Origin of the sequence: Kocuria nitroreducens, from assembly GCF_042879195.1 — a bacterium.
GTDB lineage: Bacteria > Actinomycetota > Actinomycetes > Actinomycetales > Micrococcaceae > Kocuria > Kocuria nitroreducens.
This window is the reverse complement of sequence record NZ_JBHZTC010000018.1, coordinates 41,719-58,857: the sequence shown is the minus strand read 5'-3', so window position 1 is coordinate 58,857 and position 17,139 is coordinate 41,719. Positions and strand designations below refer to the sequence as shown.

The following is a 17,139-nucleotide window of genomic DNA, read 5'->3' as shown; positions in this document are numbered from 1 at the left end:
ACGTCATGGCTGACGAGTGCCGCTCGGACGTCGTCCGAGTCCACCACCGACTCGGGACGTCGGTCGGATCGCCATCCGTCACCGTCGCGCCGCAGGAACGGTCGCGACGGCGCGGGGACCGGTCCTCGGCGCGGACCCTTCCGCCGTGCACCGGATCCCACCGACAAGAGCATCGGCCCCCGCTTCCGCACCTCGGTCCCCGGCACGGCCGGCGTGCAGCCGGCGTCCGGGGTGCGGCGGATATGATGTTGCGAAACTACCCGTGGAGCCTCCCCGCCTCCGGTGCGTCGGCAAGGATATGAATACTGTGGAGAAGGGCGCTTTCTCGTTCGGACTCGGCGGGTTGCCGGACGACTCCGCCACGAAACTGGCGGACAGCGTCGTGCAGCACCTGGAGATGGCCATGGCGGTGGGGCTGCTGACCGACGGGGAGCGGCTGCCCACCGAGGCGGAACTGGCCGGCAAACTGGGCGTCTCGACGGTCACCCTGCGCCAAGCACTGACGATTCTGCGTGACCGGGGGCTGATCGAGACACGACGTGGCCGGGGCGGCGGCAGCTACGTCCAGGACTCCGGCACCGTCAGCCACGCACGAGCGGAGGCACGGCTCCGTGCGATGAGCACGGAGAAGCTGCGCGATCTCGGGGATCTGGCCGAGGCCCTGACGGGCGCGGCGGCTCGGCTCGCCGCCCTGCGAGCTCTGCCCGAGGACGTCGACCGCTTGGAGGAGCTGGCTCGGCACTTCGCCGATGCCGCTGACGCGGATGCTCGACGGCGCGCGGACAGCCGCTTCCACATCGAACTGGGCCTGGCGGCCCAGTCGTCACATCTGACCACGTTGATGGTCCAGACCCAGGGGCACCTGGCCCCGCTGCTCTGGGCACCGAAATGGCCGGCACCTCCCGGAACGGCACACGAACACGCTCTGATCATGACCGCCCTTCGCGACCACGACGCGGATGCTGCGCACCGCCATGCGATCGCGCACTGTTCCGGGGAGACCCGCGTCCTGATCGATCGGCACCTCACACTGGCGTCAGCGTGACGGAAGGGGCACATCGCATGCGCGCACAGCTCGACGACCTGAACCGGGTGGCGGCCGACATCACGGATCACCTGCACAGGGCGCTGGCGGACCTGTTCCGCATCCGCACCCACGTGCTCGCGCTCTTGGACGTCGTGGAACGCGAAGGACAAGGGCACCGGCCGTCCCGCGCCCACCTCGGTGGCATCCGAGGAAGCCTGCAGGCCTGTCTGCGGCATCCGGACCATCCCATGGACCGCATCGGTGTGGCCACCGCCGTGGACTACCTGGTGGACAGTCCCTACTGGATGGAGTGGTGGGGCTACGACGGCCAGGGGGACCTGGAGTACGTCGGCCACAGCCTCAACCCGCGACAGGACACCTTCTACGACTACTCTTCGCGGAGCTGGTTCTCCGTCCCTGCGACCTTGGGGACCACCTCCGTCATCGGACCGTACGTCGACGTCAGCGGCATCAATTCCTACACCTACACCGTGACGATCTCCGTTCCGATCAGCACCGCACACGGCTTCGCCGGCGTCACCGGAGCCGACATCCTGGCGGACAGGTTCGAGGGATTCCTGCTCGCTGTCGACCGGGACCGGAGCCCTGCCACTCTCATCAACGCCGATCGGCGCGTGATCGCGTCCAACACCTCCCGCCACCTGCCCGGGGAGCTGCTCCCCGGAAGTGACATGGCCGCGTGGACCCGTCTGGAGGTGGCCCAGGACGTCTTCCCGCACGGCAGGAGCTGGCAGCTCGTCACCCCGACGGCATAGTGACCTCCTCCGAGGGCCTCCCCGAGCAGAGAGGGTGCCGCGCCTCATGGCGGCGCGTGCTCCTGCCGGCCGAGTGGTCCGGCCGAGTGGTCCGGCTCAGTACACCGGCTTGTCCGGCTCCACCTGCTCCACCCAGGCGAGCACCCCGCCCTCGAGGTGCCGAACCCGTTCCTCCCGCTGCGCGAAGAAGGGCCGCAGCGCGGCGAGGGCGGTCGCGGAGCGGGCACCGGCCTTGCAGTGCAGCACGAGGTCGGCGCCGCGGGCCTCGGGCGGCAGGGCGTCCGCGCCCCGGTCCAGGATGTCCTGCAGGGGCACGGGGACGGCGCCGTCGATGGCTACGAGCTCCCGCTCCCAGTCCTCGCGCACGTCCACCAGGGCGAAGGACGCCTCCCCGCGCGCGCGGCGCTCGAGCAGCCGGGCCAGTTCGGCCGCCCCGACGGTCCCGGAAGGGTCCGTCCCGGGCAGTGCGCAGCCGGCGGCGGCCTGGGCCACCGCGGTGACCGGGGCGGCGTCGGGGTCCGGCGCCAGGCGCATCTCGCGCCAGGTCATGGCGAGCGCGTCGTGCAGCAGCACCCGCCCGAGCAGGGGCTCCCCGGTGCCCGTGATGAGCTTGACGGCCTCCGTGACCATGACCGAGCCGATGGTCGCGGGGAGCATGCCGAAGACCCCGCCCTCGGCGCAGCTGGGCACCTCCCCGTCCGGCGGGGCCTCGGGATAGAGGTCCCGGTAGGTGGGCCCGTGCCCGGCCCAGAAGACGCTGGCCTGCCCCTCGAAGCGCAGGATGGAGCCCCACACGCACGGCGTGCCGGTCAGGGCGGCGGCGTCGCTGACCACGTAGCGGGTCGCGAAGTTGTCGGCGCCGTCCAGGACCAGGTCGTACTGGCGGAGGATGTCCACGGCGTTGTCGGCGGCCAGCCGGACGGGGTGGGTGCGCACCCGCACGAGGGGGTTGAGGGCGGTGACGGACTCCGCGGCCGAGGCGGCCTTGGGGCGGCCGACGTCGGCGGTCGTGTGCACCACCTGGCGCTGCAGGTTGGAGACCGCCACGACGTCGTCGTCGACGATCCCGATGGTCCCGACCCCCGCCGCGGCGAGGTACTGCAGGGCCGGGGAGCCCAGTCCTCCGGCGCCGACGACGAGCACGCGGGCGCTGCCCAGCCGCCGTTGGCCCAGGGGTCCGATCCCCGGCAGGGTCAGGTGCCGGGCGTAGCGCTCGAGCTCCTCGCGGGTCAGTTCGGGGCCGGGCTCGACGAGCGGGGGCAGCGGGCTCACGGCCGCTCTCCCACGGGCGCCCAGTCCCCGCGCGGCACGTCCACCGGGCCGGCGGCGGGTCCGGCCTCCGGCACGTCCGGATCGATCCGCCCGGCCATCGGCGAGGACGCCTGGGCGTGGCGGCGGGCCGGGATGCGACCGGCACCGGCGGCGAGCCGGCCGGCGACCACCGCGTGCCGCATCGCGGTGGCCATCGCCACCGGGTCCTGGGCGCGGGTGACGGCGCTGGCCAGGAGCACGGCGTCGCAGCCCAGCTCCATGGCCAGGGCGGCCTCGGAGGCGGTGCCGATCCCGGCGTCGAGCACCACGGGCACGGACGCCCGGGAGGCGATGAGCTCGATGTTGTGCGGGTTGAGGATGCCCAGGCCCGTGCCGATGGGGGCGCCCAGGGGCATCACCGCGGCCGCACCCAGGTCCTCGAGCCGGCGCGCCACGGCGGGGTCGTCGGAGGTGTAGGCGAAGACCGTGAAGCCGCGCGCCACGAGCTGCTCGGTGGCGTCGAGAAGCTCCACGACGTCGGGCAGCAGGGTGTCCTCGTCGGCGATCACCTCGAGCTTGACCCAGTCGGTCTCCAAGGCCTCCCGGCCGAGCTCGGCGGTCAGCAGCGCGTCCCGGGCCGTGTAGCACCCGGCCGTGTTGGGCAGGATCCGGATGTCGTTGCGCTCGAGCAGCGCGAAGAGGGAGTCGCCCTGACCGGGCGCGTAGCGGCGCAGGGCCACGGTGGTCAGCTCGGTGCCGGAGGCCAGCAGCGCCTGCTCGAGGGTGTGCAGCGAGCTGAGGCCGCCGGTGCCCATGATCAGCCGGGAGGACAGCTCCGTGCCGTCGAGCACGAGCGGGTCGGGATGCGGGACGGTCACGTCAGCCTCCTTGGACGGCGGTGATGATCTCGACGGCCTGGCCCTCCGCCACGGGGGTCCGCCGCCAGCGGCTGCGGGGCACGACCGCGGCGTCCACGGCCACGGCCACGCCGAGGCGCCCGCCGTCCAGCGGGGCGCCGTCGGGGCCCAGCGCCCGGCCGACGGTCTCGGCGACGAGGTCGACGACGGTCGTCTCCTCCGCCACGTGGCGCGGGCGGCCGTTGAGGGTGATGGCGGTCATCGGGAGCTCCTGCTCCGGGGTCCGGGTCCGGCGGCGGCCGGCCCGGGATCCCCTCGACGGGCCTCGACCGGTCGGTCGAAGCGGTGCGGATCGGTGGTGGCGAGGTGCTCGGCGTCGGCGGCCGGATCGGGTCCGGTGCCTCCGGCCACCAGCTGCGCGGCGAGCCGGGCCGCCAGCGGGGCGAGCAGGACGCCGTGGCGGAAGTAGCCGGTGGAGACCACGAGCCCCGCCACGGGCGAGCCGTCCGGGTCGCGGACCCGGCCCAGGTACGGGATGTCGTCGGGGGTGCCGGGCCGGGCGCGGGCCAGCACCTCGATCAGCTCGAGCTCGGCGACGCCGGGCACGAGCGCCTGGGCGTCGCGCAGCAGCCGGAACACGCCGCCGGCGCTGGGGCCGGTCAGGCCGTCCTCGCGGGAGGTCGCCCCGATCACCACGGTGCCGTCGGTGCGGGGCACCAGGTAGACGGGCGCCCCGTGCACCAGGCCGCGGACGGTGCGCTCGATCAGCTCGGGCGCCCCGCCGGGGACCCGGGCCCGCAGGATGTCCCCGTGCACCGGCCGCAGGGGCGGGTGCCAGTCCTCCGGCAGCCCCTCGAGGTCACCGAGGTCGGCGCCGGGGGCCAGGACCGTCCAGGTCGCGGAGACCATCCCGCCGCCGGCCAGGCGGACGCCGGTCACGGCGCCCTCGGCGTTGCGGCGCAGCCCCGTGGCGCGGTCGTGGACGAGGCGGGCCGGTCCGCCGTCACGAGCGGCCGAGGGCTCGGAGAGCTCCGGAGGCCTCGAGGACTCCGAGTCCTCAGCGGGCTCCGAGTCCTCAGCGGGCTCCGGGAGCGCCGGGGTGACGAGGGCGGCGAGCAGCCCGGCCACCAGGCGGCGCGGGTCGACCTGGTGGTCGTCCGGGATCCGGAACGCGGCGGACAGCCGCGGGCTCAGGGCGGGCTCGAGGGCCCGGGCGGCCCGCAGCGTCAGCTGCTCCACGGTCATGCCGTGGCGGCCCTGCAGCTCGCGGAGCTCCGCCAGGGCCTGCCGGTCGGCGGCGTCCACGCCGCAGACCAGGGTCTCGGTGGCCCGGTGGCCCACCGACCCCACGGCGGCCTGCTCGAGGGCTGCCACGAACGCCGGGTACTCGGCGGCCGAGGCGGTCATGAGGGGGTACAGGGGCTCCTGCTGGTACTGGACCTCGCTCACCGGGGCGAGCATCCCGGCCGCGGCGCGGCTCGCGCCGGAGCCCGGCTCGGGGTCCACCACGGCCACCGAGCGGCCGCGGCGGCGCAGCTCCCAGGCGGTGGCCAGGCCGATCACTCCGGCGCCGATCACGGCGACGTCGGCCCGGACGTGCTCGGGCTGCCCGACCAGCGCGTGCGGTGCGGTCGTCGGGGCGGGGTGCGCGGAAGTCACACGGAACGTCCTTTCCTACGGCGGCATGATCCGCATCAGGTGTGGCGGTCGGCGTTGGACGCCCTCTCAGCCCTCGATGGGGCTCCCGCAGAACCGCTGACCTATCATCAGCGTGTGGCCCAGCATACCCGTGACACCTCTGCCCCTGCCGAGTCCTCCCTGCGAGACGCCCGGACGGCGAAGCTCCTCGCCGCCCGGCTGTACGTGTGCACGGACGCCCGCCGCGACCGCGGCGACCTCGAGGAGTTCCTGCACGCCGCGTACGCCGGTGGCGCGAGCATCGTGCAGCTGCGGGACAAGAGCATCGACGCGGACGAGGAGATCGCCGCGCTGCGGCTGCTGGGCCGGGTCGCCGCCGAGTACGGTGCCCTGTTCGCCGTCAACGACCGCGCCGACATCGCCGCGCTGGTGGGCGCCGACGTCTTCCACGTGGGCCAGCACGACCTCGCCCCCGCCCAGGCCCGGCAGCTGCTGGGCCCCGACGTGCTGATCGGGCGCTCCACCCACGACCTCGGACAGGCCCGGGCGGCGCTCGAGGACCCGGACGTCGACTACTTCTGCACGGGTCCCGTCTGGGCCACGCCCACCAAGCCGGGGCGCCCGGCCACCGGGCTGGAGTTCGTCCGCGCGGTCGCCGGGCTGACGGAGGCCCGGCTGGACGCGGACGCGGAGGCCCCGCCCGTGCCGTGGTTCGCCATCGGCGGCATCGACGAGCAGCGGCTCCCGCAGGTGCTGGCGGCCGGGGCGCGCGGCGTTGTCGTCGTCCGCGCCGTCACCGAGGCCTCCGACCCCCGAGTCGCCGCGGGGCAGCTGCGCAGCCTGCTCCCCGCCTGAGCCCGGGGCGGCTCGCGACCCCTGTTCACCGTCGGCTCCCCGCCGCCGCCCAGCACGTTCTGAGAGCATGGACCCAGGACGACGACGGAGAGGTGGCCCATGGACCCCGAGCTCGACCCCCAGGTGCGGCACGCGGTGGAGCGTCCCGCAGAGACCGCCCGCGGCCCGGAGGACGCGCAGCTGCGCGTCCGTCTGGCCGGTGAGCCCGCCCGCCGCGCCCTCGGCACCCACTGGGAGCAGGGCGCACCGGAGGACGCCGCGCCGAGCGACGACCGGCTCGCCGCGGCCGTGCTGCTCGCCACCCTCTTCGGCGACACCTTCTGGTTGGAGCGCGCCGCCCGGCTGCCCAGCGACGTGCCTGGGTGCCCGTCCGCGCCGCCGAGCGGGCTGCTGGAGCTGACCCGGGTGCCGGGCGCCCGGGCGGCCCTGGCCACCGTGCTCGAGCGCCCGCTGCTGACCGGGCTCCTGGAGTGGGGCACCAACCCCCTTCCGGAGCAGCCTCCGCTCGCCGTGGCGCGGGCCGCCCGGGACCTCGGGATTCCCGACGACGGGAGGGTCTACCGGGTGGTGCGCCGCCGCGCCGAGCGCTTCCTGGCGCGGGAGTACGACGGGTCCGAGCAGCTCGAGCAGTTCGTGACCCTGCTGACCGAGGCGGAGAAGGGCCACCGCGAGGACGGGCCCGTGCTCTCGGGCGAGACCCTGCCCCCAGCGGCTCCCCCGGTGCCGGGACCGCCCGCGGGATCGACACCGGCGGCGGCCGGCGACGTCCGGCCGGGCACGCCCCCGCCGGGCGCTCCCCCCGCGGGCTCGCCCGAGAACCCGCAGTGGGGCGTGAGCCCCGCGACCCCGTCCCCGCCGCCCGGACAGTTCCCGGGGCAGTTCCCCGGGCCGGGGGCACCTGGACAGGGTGCCCCCGGGTACGGAGCTGCCGGGTACGGCGTCGAGCAGCAGCCGCCCGGAGGACCCGGAGCCGGCGGGCAGGGGGCCTCCGGACCGGTGTTCGGCCCCGGCCCCGGCGGCTGGCCGCCGCGCCCGGCCGAGCCCGAGGAGGACGACTCCGACAACCTCAAGGCGTGGGGATTCGTCTTCCTGGGCATCCTGGCGGTCATCGCGGCGCTGATCTTCATCCTCTGACCGTCAGGCCCCGGCGGCCCCCGGACAGACCGGGACCTCGCGGCGGTCCGCTCGCGGGTCCCGGTCCCCCGGACCCCCATTTACTTGCAACGGAAAGCTTATCGGGATAGTCTTGGGGACACATCAACCAATGTGCTGTCCCTGCCGACGGAGAACCCCGAGATGCCGATCTTTCCCCAGAACCCCGACCCGCGGAGTCTGACCAAGCGCCCCGCCGAGGACCTGCTGGCCGCAGGCACCCGGATGGGTGCTGTCGAGCTGCTCGTCTCCGATCTGGACACGATGGTCGCCTACTACTCGGACGCCGTCACCCTCGACGTGCTCGCCCACGCCGGGGACACCGCGGTCCTGGGCCGGGACGGCCGGACGGTCGTGCGGCTGCGCCGGGTCGAGGAGCTCCCCCCGGCCCGCCGCGGGCAGGCCGGCCTGTTCCACACCGCGGTCGTCTTCGAGGACGAGTCCGCCCTGGCCGCGGCCCTGGCGTCCGTGGCGACCATGGCGCCCCGCTCCTTCACCGGCAGCGCCGACCACCTCTACAGCCAGGCCTTCTACTTCGACGACCCCGAGGGCAACGGGGTGGAGCTCTACACGGACCGGCCCCGCGACACGTGGCGGCGGGAGCCCAGCGGTCTGCTGACCCTGGCCTCCAACCCCCTTGACCCGAACGGCTTCCTGCAGGAGCACCTGGCGGAGCAGGACGGACGGCTCCCGGCGGCACCGCCGGCCACCCTGGGCCACGTCCACCTGCAGGTGGGCGACATCCCGCTGGGCCGGCAGTTCTACGTGGACGTCCTGGGCTTCGAGGTCATGAGCGACATCGGCTCCGCCCTGTTCATCGCCGCCGGCGGCTATCACCACCACATCGCGCTCAACACCTGGCGGAGCGCCGGGGCCGGCCCGCGCGCGGCGTCGCTGGGGCTGGGCCAGGTCAACATCGACCTGCCGAGCGCCGACGACGTGGCGGCCCTGGAGTCCCGGCTCGCGGACCACCGGATCGCCACCCGGCACGACGGCGCGGTGCTGCGCTTCGAGGACCCCTGGAGCACGCTGATCCAGGTGGGCGTCGCGGCCTGAAGCCCTTCCCGCTCCTCCTCAGCTCTCCGGTCCGGTCGGTGCCTGCTGGAACAGGCCTGCGTGCTCCTGGCGCAGCGCGGCCTTCTGGACCTTTCCCATCACGTTCCGCGGCAGCTCGTCGGCGAACTCGACCGCCCGCGGCTGCTTGAACCGCGCCAGCCGCGGCCGGACGGCCTCGAGGATCGCTGTCGGATCGGCGGGACCGTCGCCCTGGGGCACGACGACGGCGACGGGCACCTCCCCGAGGTCGGGGTGCGGCACACCGACGACCGCCGACTCCCGCACCGAGGGGTGCTCGTCGATGAGCTCCTCGATCTCCCTGGGATAGATGTTGTAGCCGCCCGAGATGATGAGGTCCTTGTCCCGCCCGACGATGGAGAGGTAGCCGTCGTCGTCGAACACGCCCAGGTCCCCGGTGACGAAGTACCCGTCGTCGGTGAACTCGTCGGCGGTCTTCTCCGGCTGGTTCCAGTACTCCCGGAAGACGTTGGGGCCCGAGACCTGGATCGAGCCGATCTCACCCGCCGGGAGGCCGGTGTTCGTCCCCCGCTCGGCCACGCGGATGCTGATGCCGGGCAGGGGCGGACCGACGGTTCCGGCCCGGCGCTCGCCGCGGTAGGGGTTGGAGGACATCATGCCGGTCTCGGTCATGCCGTAGCGCTCGAGGATCGCGTGGCCGGTGCGGTCCCGCCACTCGTGGTGGGTCTCGGCGGTCAGGGGCGCCGATCCGCTGACGAAGAGCCGCATGGTCCGGGTGCGCTCGGCGGTCAGGTCCGGGTGCCGGAGCAGCCGGGTGTAGAACGTGGGCACCCCCATGCGCACCGTGGACTCCGGCATCAGGTCGAGGATCGACTGCGGGTCGAACGTGGACAGGAAGTGCATGGTGGCCCCGGTGGTCACCGACATGTTGACCGCCACGAAGAGCCCGTGGATGTGGAAGATCGGCAGCGCGTGGATGAGCACGTCGTCGTGCCCGTACTGCCAGGCCCCGGTCAGGGTGGCGCAGTTGCTGGCGAGATTGCGGTGGGTCAGCACGGCGCCCTTGGAGCGCCCGGTCGTGCCCGAGGTGTAGAGGATGGCCGCCGGTGCGTCGGGCTCGACGTCGACCGGAGGCGCCGGGCGGGCGTCCTGCGGCTCGAAGAGCGTGCCGGTCCGGTGCGGGCCCAGCGACACGAAGGAGACGCCGTCGGGGCTGCGCCCGGCCAGCCCCTCCTCCTCCCCGGGGCTGCAGACGAACAGCGCCGGCCGGGCGTCCTCGACGAAGTACTGGAGCTCACTGCCGGTGTACGCCGTGTTCAGCGGCAGGTAGATCCCGCCGATCCGCAGGGTGGCCAGGTAGAGCGCGATGACCTCGGGCAGCTTCTCGACCTTGGCCGCGACCCGGTCACCGGGCCGCACGCCGAGGGCGGTCAGGGTCCCGGCCAGCCGCTCGGTCAGCTCGTGCACTGCGGCGTAGGTCAGCCGGCGCCCGTCCGGCTCGACGGTGAGCGCCTTGTCACCGTGCCTCGCCGCGGCGTCCTCGAACAGCTGGTGGATGGTCCTCATGTCGTCTCCTCAAGGGTGGTCTGTCGGCAGGCTGCGTCCGCCTCCTCGGCCGGACGTCCCCCGGCCCCGTCGGTCCGTCTCCTCAGCAGGGGATGCGGCGTTCATGACCAGCTCCGGAACGATGTGTACATCGAGAACGCTGTTGTGTATATGGGTGGACTGTAGGGTATTTCGCGTGAACCGAGGTCATGGCGGACCTGGAGGCCTACCGCCGCCTCCGGCTGCGAGTGGGCGACCGCACGGCCAGGAGCCTGGACGAGCACCGAGCGATCGCGGAGGCCGTCCTGGGGCACGACGCGGAGGCGGCCGGGTCGCGGGCGCGGGCGCACGTGAGGATCCAGGAAGACGAGTACACCGAGCTGGTCCTGAGGAGCGAGGCATGAGCAGCAGCGACGACACCACCGGCAAGGACTTCGACGAGGCCGTCAACATGACCGCCGGGCAGCTGTCCACGTGGCTGGAGACCGACGAGTCCACCTCGGTGGGCCAGGACGACGGCGGGGAGTCGGTGGGCCACCGCTCCGGGCGGCGCATCGTGGAGATCCTGCAGAAGCCGAAAAGCGAGCGCACCGACGCCGACCACGAGCACATGCGCAAGGTGGTCGGCTACGTCCACCGCCACCTGGCGCAGCGGCCCGACGGCGACGTGCGCGAGACCCGGTGGCGCTACTCCCTCATGAACTGGGGCCACGACCCGCTCGAGGACTGAGCCGGAGCGCTGCGCCCGGCCCGACGGGGCGAGCCGGGCGGCCCACATCCATGACATTGCAGTTGTGCAAAACGTGCAGAGGTGCAAAAATGTGGGGGTGAACGACGACTCCCCACCCACCCTGCGCGCCCGCAAGAAGGCCGAGACCTGGTCAGCGATCCACGAGGCGGCAGCCGCCCTCGCGATCGAGCACGGGGTCGAGGGCACCACGGTGGAGGCCGTCGCGACCGCGGCCGGTGTCTCCCCGCGCACGTTCTTCAACTACTTCCCGGCCAAGGAGGACGCCGTCCTGGGCATGCGGGCCCCTTCGCTGGACCCGGAGCTGCTGGAGGGGTTCTCCCTCGAGCACGACCTGCTGGGCCAGGTCTCGCGCCTGCTGCTGGCCGTGACCCGCAGCGCCTACGCGGGACGTGACGCGGATCGGCGCCGGAAGCTGCTGCAGGACCACCCGGGCCTGGGCCGCCGCCGGCACGAGCTGATGCTCGAGGCCGAGGCCCTGGTGCGCCGCACCCTCGCGGACCTGCTGTCACGGGACCCGGAGTGGTCGGCCGGGATCGGGGGGCACCGCGTGGACGAGGTCGCCCGGATGCTGGTCATCCTCGGCGGCGTCCCGCTGCGCTTCGCCATCACCGCCGAGGGCTACTCCCCGGCGCACGGCCTGCCGGCCGAGGACCACGAGTCGGCGCTCACCCTCCTCCACCGCCTCCAGGAGAAGCTCCCATGACCCGCACTCCCGCCCACCGGGCCGAACCGGGCACCGGTTCCCGGCACCTCGCGCTGCTCTTCGTCGGCCTGATGCTCTCCATGCTGCTGGCCGCACTGAACCAGACCGTGCTCAGCACGGCGCTGCCCACGATCGTGGGCGAGCTCAACGGGGTCGACGAGATGCTGTGGGTGATCACGGCCTACATCCTGGCCTCGACGGTCATGATGCCCGTGTACGGCAAGCTCGGGGACCTCATGGGCCGCAAGCCCCTGCTGCTGGCCGCGATCCTGGTGTTCATGGCCGGCTCCGCCGTCGGCGCGCTCGCCGGCACCATCGAGGTCCTCATCGCGGCCCGCGCGATCCAGGGACTCGGCGGCGGCGGGCTGATCATCCTCTCCCAGGCCGCCATCGCCGACGTGGTCCCGGCCCGGGAGCGCGGCAAGTACATGGGCGTCATGGGAGGGGTGTTCGCCGTGTCCTCGGTGATCGGTCCGCTGCTCGGCGGGTTCTTCACCGAGGGGCCCGGCTGGCGCTGGGTCTTCTGGATCAACATCCCGCTCGGCCTGCTGGCGCTGGCCGGAGCCGTCCTGTTCCTCAAGCTCCCCCGGCACGGCGGCCGGGCGCGCCTGGACGTCGGCGGCATGGTGCTGCTGGCCGCGGCCACGACCTGCCTGGTGCTGTTCGCCACATGGGGCGGCGGCAAGTACGCCTGGACCGACCCCTTGATCCTCGGCCTGGTCGCCGGGACGCTCGTGAGCGCCGCGGCGTTCGTGGCCGTCGAACGGCGCACCGCCGAGCCAATCATCCCGATGCACCTGTTCCGCGAGCGCAACTTCGTCCTCACCACCCTGGCCGGCCTGCTCACCGGCGTCGCGATGTTCGGGGCTCTCGGCTACCTGCCCACCTACCTGCAGATGGTCTTCGGCGTCGACGCCACCCGGTCCGGACTGCTGATGGTGCCGATGATGGGCACCCTGCTCGTGACCTCGGTGCTGGCCGGACAGGCCGTGAGCCGGACCGGTCGCTACAAGTGGCTGCCGGTGGCCGGCAGCGTGATCGTGGCCGTGGCCATGGGCCTGCTCGCCACCCTGACCGCCGAGCAGGGGGTGTGGCACGTGTGCCTCTACATTGCGGTCCTGGGCCTGGGACTGGGCCTGTCCATGCAGGTGCTGGTGCTGATCGTGCAGAACACCTTCCCCCTGCGGGAGGTCGGCACGGCCACCGCGGCGAACAACTTCTTCCGCCAGATCGGCGCCACCCTGGGCTCGGGGGTGGTGGGCAGCGTCTTCGCGAGCCGACTGGCCGACATGATGGCCGAGCGCCTCCCGGCGGCCGCGCTCGAGGGCGGCGCGGGCGGCGCCAACTCGCTCACTCCCGCCGTGGTCGCCTCCCTGCCGGAGGCGCTGCGGAACCTGATCGTGAGCTCCTACAACGATGCCCTGACCCCCATCTACCTGTGGATCATGCCCCTGGGCCTGCTGGCGGCCGCCGTGCTGTGCTTCGTCGCCGAGAAGCCGCTGGCCACGACGGTCGAGACGGACACCGAGTCCGAGGCGCTCGCCGAGGGCCGCCTCGCGGTCTCCGCCGACGAGCCGGCCGGCCGGCGGGCCGGCTGCGCGGACCGGGACGCCGTCGATCCGCGCGAGGACCCGGCCGTCCTGGAGCCGGCCTCCGCGACCCGCTAGCTGCGGCGCGGCAGCACCACCCCGGCACCGAAGCGGCGGCAACAGCGGCCGGGGAGCACCGGCGCAGCACCCCGGGCCCGGCAGCAACGGCGCAGCCGTACCGGCCCGGCCGCACGCCGCTCAGCCGGGGGTCGCCGGACCACGGTTCGCTCCGTAGGCTGAGGACCGTGCTCGGGCACGGCCGGGCACCCGCACCGGCGGCCGCACGAGGTCGCACGCGCACCGGAACGAGCAGAGGAGCAGCAGATGAGCTTGAGCAAGGGCACCAAGGTCACGTGGAACACCCCTCAGGGCACGACCGAGGGCACCGTGGTCGAGAAGAAGACCGAGGACTTCGAGCTCGACGGCCGCACGTACCGCGCCAGCACGGACGATCCCCACTACATCGTGGAGTCCGACAGCTCCGGGGCGCGCGCGACCCACAAGGCGGACGCTCTCACCGAGGCCTAGCTGCCTGCCTGGGGACAGGCCCAGTGGCAGGAGGGCCGGGACCGGCGTTCAGCCGCGGACGCCGGGCGTGTCCCACACGAACGGGCCGAAGGACAAGCCGGCCGGTTCGAGGTACTCGACGTCGGCCGCCGGAATCAGGGCTCCGGGGCTGTACCCGTCGGCCTCGCAGCGCACCAGGACCACCATGCCCAGCTCGACCGGGTCGTAGGGCGAGCACAGCACCACTTCGCCCGCACGGAGGTCCAGCCCGGCACGGTCGGTGCGCATGCGGTAGCGCGCCACGTGGGAGACGGTGATGGACGAGACCGGGTCGACCACCGGTCCCACGCCGATGCCGTGGAGGACGTCGAGGGGTCCCGTGTCGTCGGGGACAGAGGTCAGTTCAGAAATGCTCATGGCGGGGATCTCCAGTCGTGCGAGCGCATCAGGACCTGCAGGGGGTCCCGGTGCCGGGCGGGGTGCTCGACGACGCTGTCGGTCTCCATGATAGAGAGATGCGTCACACAGGGGAAGCGTCCTTTTCATCGGTCCAGGGTCCGCGGTCCCGGGCGCACGAATTTTCAGGTGCCGGCGCCCCGGAGCGTCGCCCGGCGTCACAAAGCCCCGCCCGCTGCGCCACCGACCCCCTTCTCACCAGGGCTGATGCGCGAACCGGTCGAGTGTGACGCACGGAACGCCCCGAGGGCGGCGGCGCGGCCCCGCGGTCCGCATACATTCGCTGTCATGGGCTACAAGGGGTCGACACCGTGATCACGATCAACATGAACAACGCCGCGCTCTGCCGGCTGGAGCAGCAGGACCGGACGCGCCACGGCGCGCTGCCGGAGCGGAAGGCCACGGGGAGGACCACCGCGGGGAGCACCGGCCCGCTGGACACCCGCGGGACCGTCCCGAGGCCCCAGGCCGCTCCCCCGACGCCGGAGCACACCCGGGGCTGATCGCCCCGGGCCGGCTCAGCGGCTGCCGACCAGGCTGGTCGCCCGCACCGCCCCGACGTGGGCCTGGCGTCCGGCGCCGACGATGCCTGCGGCGTTGCGCAGCTGTGCCGGGGCCACGCGGGCGCGCAGCCGCAACCGGGGCAGGAACTCCTGGTGCCGCTCGCTGATGCCCCCGCCGAGGACGACCAGGTCCGGCGAGATCAGACGCTCGAGGTGGGACAGGTAGCGCTGGAGCCGGTCCGTGTAGGTCGGCCAGTCCAAGGCCTCCTCCGTCCGGGCGGAGGCGCCGGCCCAGCCGTCGACGTCCCGGCCGTCCAGCCACACGTGGCCGAACTCGCTGTTGGGGATCAGCTCCCCGTCCAGGAACAGCGCCGAGCCGATCCCGGTGCCCAGCGTGATCACCAGCACCGTGCCGGCCGCGCCGCGGGCGGCGCCGAAGCGCACCTCGGCCAGCCCGGCGGCGTCGGCGTCGTTGAGCACCGCGACCTCGCGCCCCAGCCCGGTGGCGAGCAGCTCCCGGGCGTCCGTGCCGATCCAGGAGTCGTCGAGGTGGGCGGCGGAGCGGGCGATGCCGTGGTCGATGATGGCCGGGACGCCCACGCCCACGCCGGTCAGGGGCCCGCCCGACCCGGGCGCGCTCTCCAGAGTCTCCAGGACCTCGCGCAGGACGGCCACCACCGCGGCCGGGGTGGCCGGCGCGGGCGTGGGCACCCGGCGGACCGGGCCGACGGTGGCCCCGCGGACCGGGTCCACCACCGCGTACTTGATGGTCGTCCCGCCGATGTCCACTCCGAGGCAGCGGGCGTCGTCGCCGTCGGAGGCGGGTGGGACGGTCGGGGGCGTCCGGACGGACGGCAGGGCACAGGTCATCTCACGGTCCTGGATCGAGGCGCGGACGGCGCGCCCTGGAGCGGGCGGCGCCGGTTCGACTGTACAACCGGGCGGGGACGGCAATTATTCGCGGGGACCCGGGACTCGCCCGGGGCGGCCCGTCCCGCCCCGGGCGTTCCCTAGAATCGAGGAGTCCCGGCCACCCCGGCGAGCGCCCGCGCCCCGCCGGAGCCCGGGCGTCCCGCCGCCTTTCGAAGGACTTCCCCGCATGACCAGCTCCCCCTCCGCCGCGTGGCCCGTGCCGCAGAAGACCACCAACCGGGTGCTGCTCGCCTGCTGGCTCGCGATCCTGGCCGAGGGGTACGACGTCGGAGTGCTCGGCGCCGTCCTGCCCGCGCTGGCGGAGCACCGGGCCTGGGACCTCACACCGCTGGAGCTCGGCGGTCTCGGCTCCTACGCCCTCATCGGCATGCTCGTCGGGGCCATGGTCATCGGCACGCTCTCGGACCGGATCGGCCGGAAGAAGATGCTGCTGGCCTCGATGGCCATCTTCACCACCATGCAGCTGGGCGCCGCGCTGGCGCCCACCCCGGAGGTCTTCGGGCTCTTCCGCCTGCTCGGCGGGCTCGGCATGGGCGGGATCATCCCCGTGGCCGCTGCCCTGACCATCGAGTACTCGGCGCCGCGGCGCCGGTCCTTCAACTACGGCGTGATGTACTCCGGCTACTCCCTCGGCATCCTGGCCGCCGCGCTCGTGGCGATCGTCCTGCTGCCCACGCTGGGCTGGCGCTGGGTGGTCGGCGTCGGGTTCCTGCCCGTGGTCCTGCTGCCGCTGGTCGCCAGGCTGCTGCCCGAGTCCCTCGAGTACCTCGTGGGCAAGGGCCGCCGCGAGGAGGCCGCCCGCCTGGCGGAGCGCCTCCACGTGGTCCCGTTCGTCGAGAGCGACTGGACGCCGGTGTCCTCCGAGGAGGCGGAGGCACGGTCCGCGGGCTGGAAGCAGTCCCTGGCGGCCATGTTCTCCGGCGGCTACCTGGTCGCCACGGTGTTCTTCTGGGTCTCCCTGTTCTGCGGCATGGTCCTGGTCTACGGCCTCAACACGTGGTTGCCCTCGATCATGCGCTCGGCCGGCTACGAGCTCGGCCCCGCGCTGACGTTCCTGGTGGTCTTCAGCCTGGCGTCGGCCATCGGCGGCATCGCCCTGGGCCGCGCCGCGGACGCGTACGGCAAGAAGCTGATCCTGGTGGTCTTCTACCTGCTGGGCGGGGTGGGCATCCTGCTGCTGATGTTCCCCAACAGCATCGTGATCAACTACGTGTTCGTGGCCCTGGCAGGCATCGGCTCGATCTCCACCTCGCTGGTGCTCACCGGCTGGGTGGCCGAGTACTACCCGGCCCACTCCCGCGCCACCGCCACCGGGTGGGCCCTGTCCTTCGCCCGCGTGGGCGCGATCTCCGGCCCGCTCATCGGCGGCTGGATCGGCTCGGCGGCCCTGCCGTTCCAGTGGAACTTCATCGTCTTCACCGCCGTGGCGCTGGTCGCCGCCGGGGCCGTGGCACTGATCCCGCAGCTCCCGGGCCCGGGCGCGCGGCGCGGTTCGCCGGGGCGCGCCGAGACGGTGCCGGCGGCACCGGGCTCCTGAGCCGGGCGGCCCGCGGCCCCGGCG

General features: G+C 73.5%; 19 protein-coding genes and 1 riboswitch. Of the genes, 12 read left to right on the top strand and 7 right to left on the bottom strand.

Features of this window, described 5'->3' with window-relative positions; translation table 11 throughout:
* Positions 1–307 precede the first annotated feature (307 nt).
* Both ACFYE1_RS13045 and ACFYE1_RS13040 read left to right on the top strand, forming a co-directional pair.
* Positions 308–1,045, top strand: a complete 738-nt coding sequence (locus ACFYE1_RS13045) for a FadR/GntR family transcriptional regulator (protein ID WP_387743431.1) — start codon at positions 308–310, stop codon at positions 1,043–1,045.
* Positions 1,046–1,062: 17 nt separating this feature from the next.
* The gene (locus ACFYE1_RS13040) at positions 1,063–1,803 is read left to right on the top strand and encodes a PDC sensor domain-containing protein (protein WP_387743428.1); all 741 of its coding nucleotides are present in this window, start codon (positions 1,063–1,065) and stop codon (positions 1,801–1,803) included.
* Positions 1,804–1,899: 96 nt separating this feature from the next.
* Here the strand turns inward: ACFYE1_RS13040 and moeB are convergent, their stop codons facing one another.
* The 4 genes from moeB to ACFYE1_RS13020 form a co-directional block, all read right to left on the bottom strand.
* Positions 1,900–3,075, bottom strand: a complete 1,176-nt coding sequence (gene moeB, locus ACFYE1_RS13035; protein ID WP_387743425.1) for a molybdopterin-synthase adenylyltransferase MoeB — start codon at positions 3,073–3,075, stop codon at positions 1,900–1,902.
* Complete coding sequence (locus ACFYE1_RS13030) at positions 3,072–3,869, bottom strand: thiazole synthase (protein WP_387743519.1); 798 nt, start codon at positions 3,867–3,869, stop codon at positions 3,072–3,074. Before ACFYE1_RS13030 ends, moeB begins: the two co-directional genes overlap by 4 nt.
* Before the next feature lie 64 nt (positions 3,870–3,933).
* The gene (gene thiS, locus ACFYE1_RS13025; RefSeq protein WP_387743423.1) at positions 3,934–4,173 is read right to left on the bottom strand and encodes a sulfur carrier protein ThiS; all 240 of its coding nucleotides are present in this window, start codon (positions 4,171–4,173) and stop codon (positions 3,934–3,936) included.
* Positions 4,170–5,570, bottom strand: a complete 1,401-nt coding sequence (locus tag ACFYE1_RS13020) for an FAD-dependent oxidoreductase (protein WP_387743420.1) — start codon at positions 5,568–5,570, stop codon at positions 4,170–4,172. Before ACFYE1_RS13020 ends, thiS begins: the two co-directional genes overlap by 4 nt.
* Positions 5,566–5,669, bottom strand: a riboswitch (TPP riboswitch). Its footprint overlaps the gene before it by 5 nt.
* 15 nt (positions 5,670–5,684) lie before the next feature.
* Between ACFYE1_RS13020 and thiE the strand changes: the two genes are divergently transcribed.
* The 3 genes from thiE (at position 5,685) to ACFYE1_RS13005 (ending at position 8,612) form a co-directional block, all read left to right on the top strand.
* Positions 5,685–6,404 carry a thiamine phosphate synthase gene (gene thiE / locus ACFYE1_RS13015; protein ID WP_387743418.1) on the top strand — a complete coding sequence of 240 codons (720 nt, stop codon included), beginning with the start codon at positions 5,685–5,687 and terminating at the stop codon, positions 6,402–6,404.
* A gap of 99 nt (positions 6,405–6,503) precedes the next feature.
* Positions 6,504–7,538, top strand: a complete 1,035-nt coding sequence (locus ACFYE1_RS13010; protein WP_387743415.1) for a hypothetical protein — start codon at positions 6,504–6,506, stop codon at positions 7,536–7,538.
* Between the two features lie 162 nt (positions 7,539–7,700).
* On the top strand, positions 7,701–8,612 hold the full coding sequence (locus ACFYE1_RS13005) for a VOC family protein (RefSeq protein WP_387743413.1): 912 nt from the start codon (positions 7,701–7,703) through the stop codon (positions 8,610–8,612).
* Positions 8,613–8,630: 18 nt separating this feature from the next.
* On the opposite strand, the gene ACFYE1_RS13000 is transcribed toward ACFYE1_RS13005, so the two are convergent.
* The gene (locus tag ACFYE1_RS13000; RefSeq protein WP_387743411.1) at positions 8,631–10,157 is read right to left on the bottom strand and encodes an AMP-binding protein; all 1,527 of its coding nucleotides are present in this window, start codon (positions 10,155–10,157) and stop codon (positions 8,631–8,633) included.
* A gap of 188 nt (positions 10,158–10,345) precedes the next feature.
* Here ACFYE1_RS13000 and ACFYE1_RS12995 point away from each other — a divergent pair, with 188 nt between their 5' ends.
* The 5 genes from ACFYE1_RS12995 to ACFYE1_RS12975 all read left to right on the top strand — a co-directional run bounded on the left by ACFYE1_RS12995 (position 10,346) and on the right by ACFYE1_RS12975 (position 13,707).
* Entirely contained in the window at positions 10,346–10,540 is a 195-nt protein-coding gene (locus ACFYE1_RS12995; RefSeq protein ID WP_387743408.1) for an FCD domain-containing protein, read from the top strand.
* Positions 10,537–10,866 carry a DUF3140 domain-containing protein gene (locus tag ACFYE1_RS12990; RefSeq protein WP_387743405.1) on the top strand — a complete coding sequence of 110 codons (330 nt, stop codon included), beginning with the start codon at positions 10,537–10,539 and terminating at the stop codon, positions 10,864–10,866. Before ACFYE1_RS12995 ends, ACFYE1_RS12990 begins: the two co-directional genes overlap by 4 nt.
* Positions 10,867–10,963: 97 nt before the next feature.
* Positions 10,964–11,590 (top strand): TetR/AcrR family transcriptional regulator, encoded by a 627-nt coding sequence (locus ACFYE1_RS12985; RefSeq protein WP_387743402.1) that lies wholly within the window; start codon positions 10,964–10,966, stop codon positions 11,588–11,590.
* Positions 11,587–13,257, top strand: coding sequence for an MDR family MFS transporter (locus ACFYE1_RS12980; RefSeq protein ID WP_387743399.1), 1,671 nt, complete (start codon positions 11,587–11,589; stop codon positions 13,255–13,257). The genes ACFYE1_RS12985 and ACFYE1_RS12980 overlap by 4 nt, the downstream gene beginning before the upstream one ends.
* Positions 13,258–13,503: 246 nt before the next feature.
* Positions 13,504–13,707, top strand: coding sequence for a hypervirulence associated TUDOR domain-containing protein (locus ACFYE1_RS12975; RefSeq protein ID WP_387743396.1), 204 nt, complete (start codon positions 13,504–13,506; stop codon positions 13,705–13,707).
* A 48-nt stretch (positions 13,708–13,755) separates the two neighbouring features.
* Here the strand turns inward: ACFYE1_RS12975 and ACFYE1_RS12970 are convergent, their stop codons facing one another.
* Complete coding sequence (locus ACFYE1_RS12970) at positions 13,756–14,103, bottom strand: hypothetical protein (RefSeq protein WP_387743394.1); 348 nt, start codon at positions 14,101–14,103, stop codon at positions 13,756–13,758.
* A 350-nt stretch (positions 14,104–14,453) separates the two neighbouring features.
* On the opposite strand from ACFYE1_RS12970, the gene ACFYE1_RS12965 reads away from it, so the two are divergent.
* Positions 14,454–14,645: a hypothetical protein gene (locus tag ACFYE1_RS12965; RefSeq protein WP_387743392.1), complete on the top strand. Its 192-nt coding sequence runs from the start codon at positions 14,454–14,456 to the stop codon at positions 14,643–14,645.
* A gap of 15 nt (positions 14,646–14,660) precedes the next feature.
* Here ACFYE1_RS12965 and ppgK read toward each other — a convergent pair whose 3' ends face one another.
* Positions 14,661–15,515 carry a polyphosphate--glucose phosphotransferase gene (ppgK, locus tag ACFYE1_RS12960; protein ID WP_387743389.1) on the bottom strand — a complete coding sequence of 285 codons (855 nt, stop codon included), beginning with the start codon at positions 15,513–15,515 and terminating at the stop codon, positions 14,661–14,663.
* Between the two features lie 229 nt (positions 15,516–15,744).
* On the opposite strand from ppgK, the gene ACFYE1_RS12955 reads away from it, so the two are divergent.
* Positions 15,745–17,115, top strand: a complete 1,371-nt coding sequence (locus tag ACFYE1_RS12955; RefSeq protein ID WP_387743387.1) for an MFS transporter — start codon at positions 15,745–15,747, stop codon at positions 17,113–17,115.
* Positions 17,116–17,139: the final 24 nt, after the last annotated feature.

Coding starts and splice junctions, on each gene's coding strand:
- ACFYE1_RS13040 (WP_387743428.1), top strand. CDS start 1,063: ATGCGCGCACAGCTCGACGACCTGAACCGGGTGGCGGCCGACATCACG.
- ACFYE1_RS13030 (WP_387743519.1), bottom strand. CDS start 3,869: ATGGGCACCGGCGGCCTCAGCTCGCTGCACACCCTCGAGCAGGCGCTG.
- thiS (WP_387743423.1), bottom strand. CDS start 4,173: ATGACCGCCATCACCCTCAACGGCCGCCCGCGCCACGTGGCGGAGGAG.
- ACFYE1_RS13010 (WP_387743415.1), top strand. CDS start 6,504: ATGGACCCCGAGCTCGACCCCCAGGTGCGGCACGCGGTGGAGCGTCCC.
- ACFYE1_RS13005 (WP_387743413.1), top strand. CDS start 7,701: ATGCCGATCTTTCCCCAGAACCCCGACCCGCGGAGTCTGACCAAGCGC.
- ACFYE1_RS13000 (WP_387743411.1), bottom strand. CDS start 10,157: ATGAGGACCATCCACCAGCTGTTCGAGGACGCCGCGGCGAGGCACGGT.
- ACFYE1_RS12995 (WP_387743408.1), top strand. CDS start 10,346: ATGGCGGACCTGGAGGCCTACCGCCGCCTCCGGCTGCGAGTGGGCGAC.
- ACFYE1_RS12990 (WP_387743405.1), top strand. CDS start 10,537: ATGAGCAGCAGCGACGACACCACCGGCAAGGACTTCGACGAGGCCGTC.
- ACFYE1_RS12980 (WP_387743399.1), top strand. CDS start 11,587: ATGACCCGCACTCCCGCCCACCGGGCCGAACCGGGCACCGGTTCCCGG.
- ACFYE1_RS12975 (WP_387743396.1), top strand. CDS start 13,504: ATGAGCTTGAGCAAGGGCACCAAGGTCACGTGGAACACCCCTCAGGGC.
- ACFYE1_RS12970 (WP_387743394.1), bottom strand. CDS start 14,103: ATGAGCATTTCTGAACTGACCTCTGTCCCCGACGACACGGGACCCCTC.
- ppgK (WP_387743389.1), bottom strand. CDS start 15,515: ATGACCTGTGCCCTGCCGTCCGTCCGGACGCCCCCGACCGTCCCACCC.
- ACFYE1_RS12955 (WP_387743387.1), top strand. CDS start 15,745: ATGACCAGCTCCCCCTCCGCCGCGTGGCCCGTGCCGCAGAAGACCACC.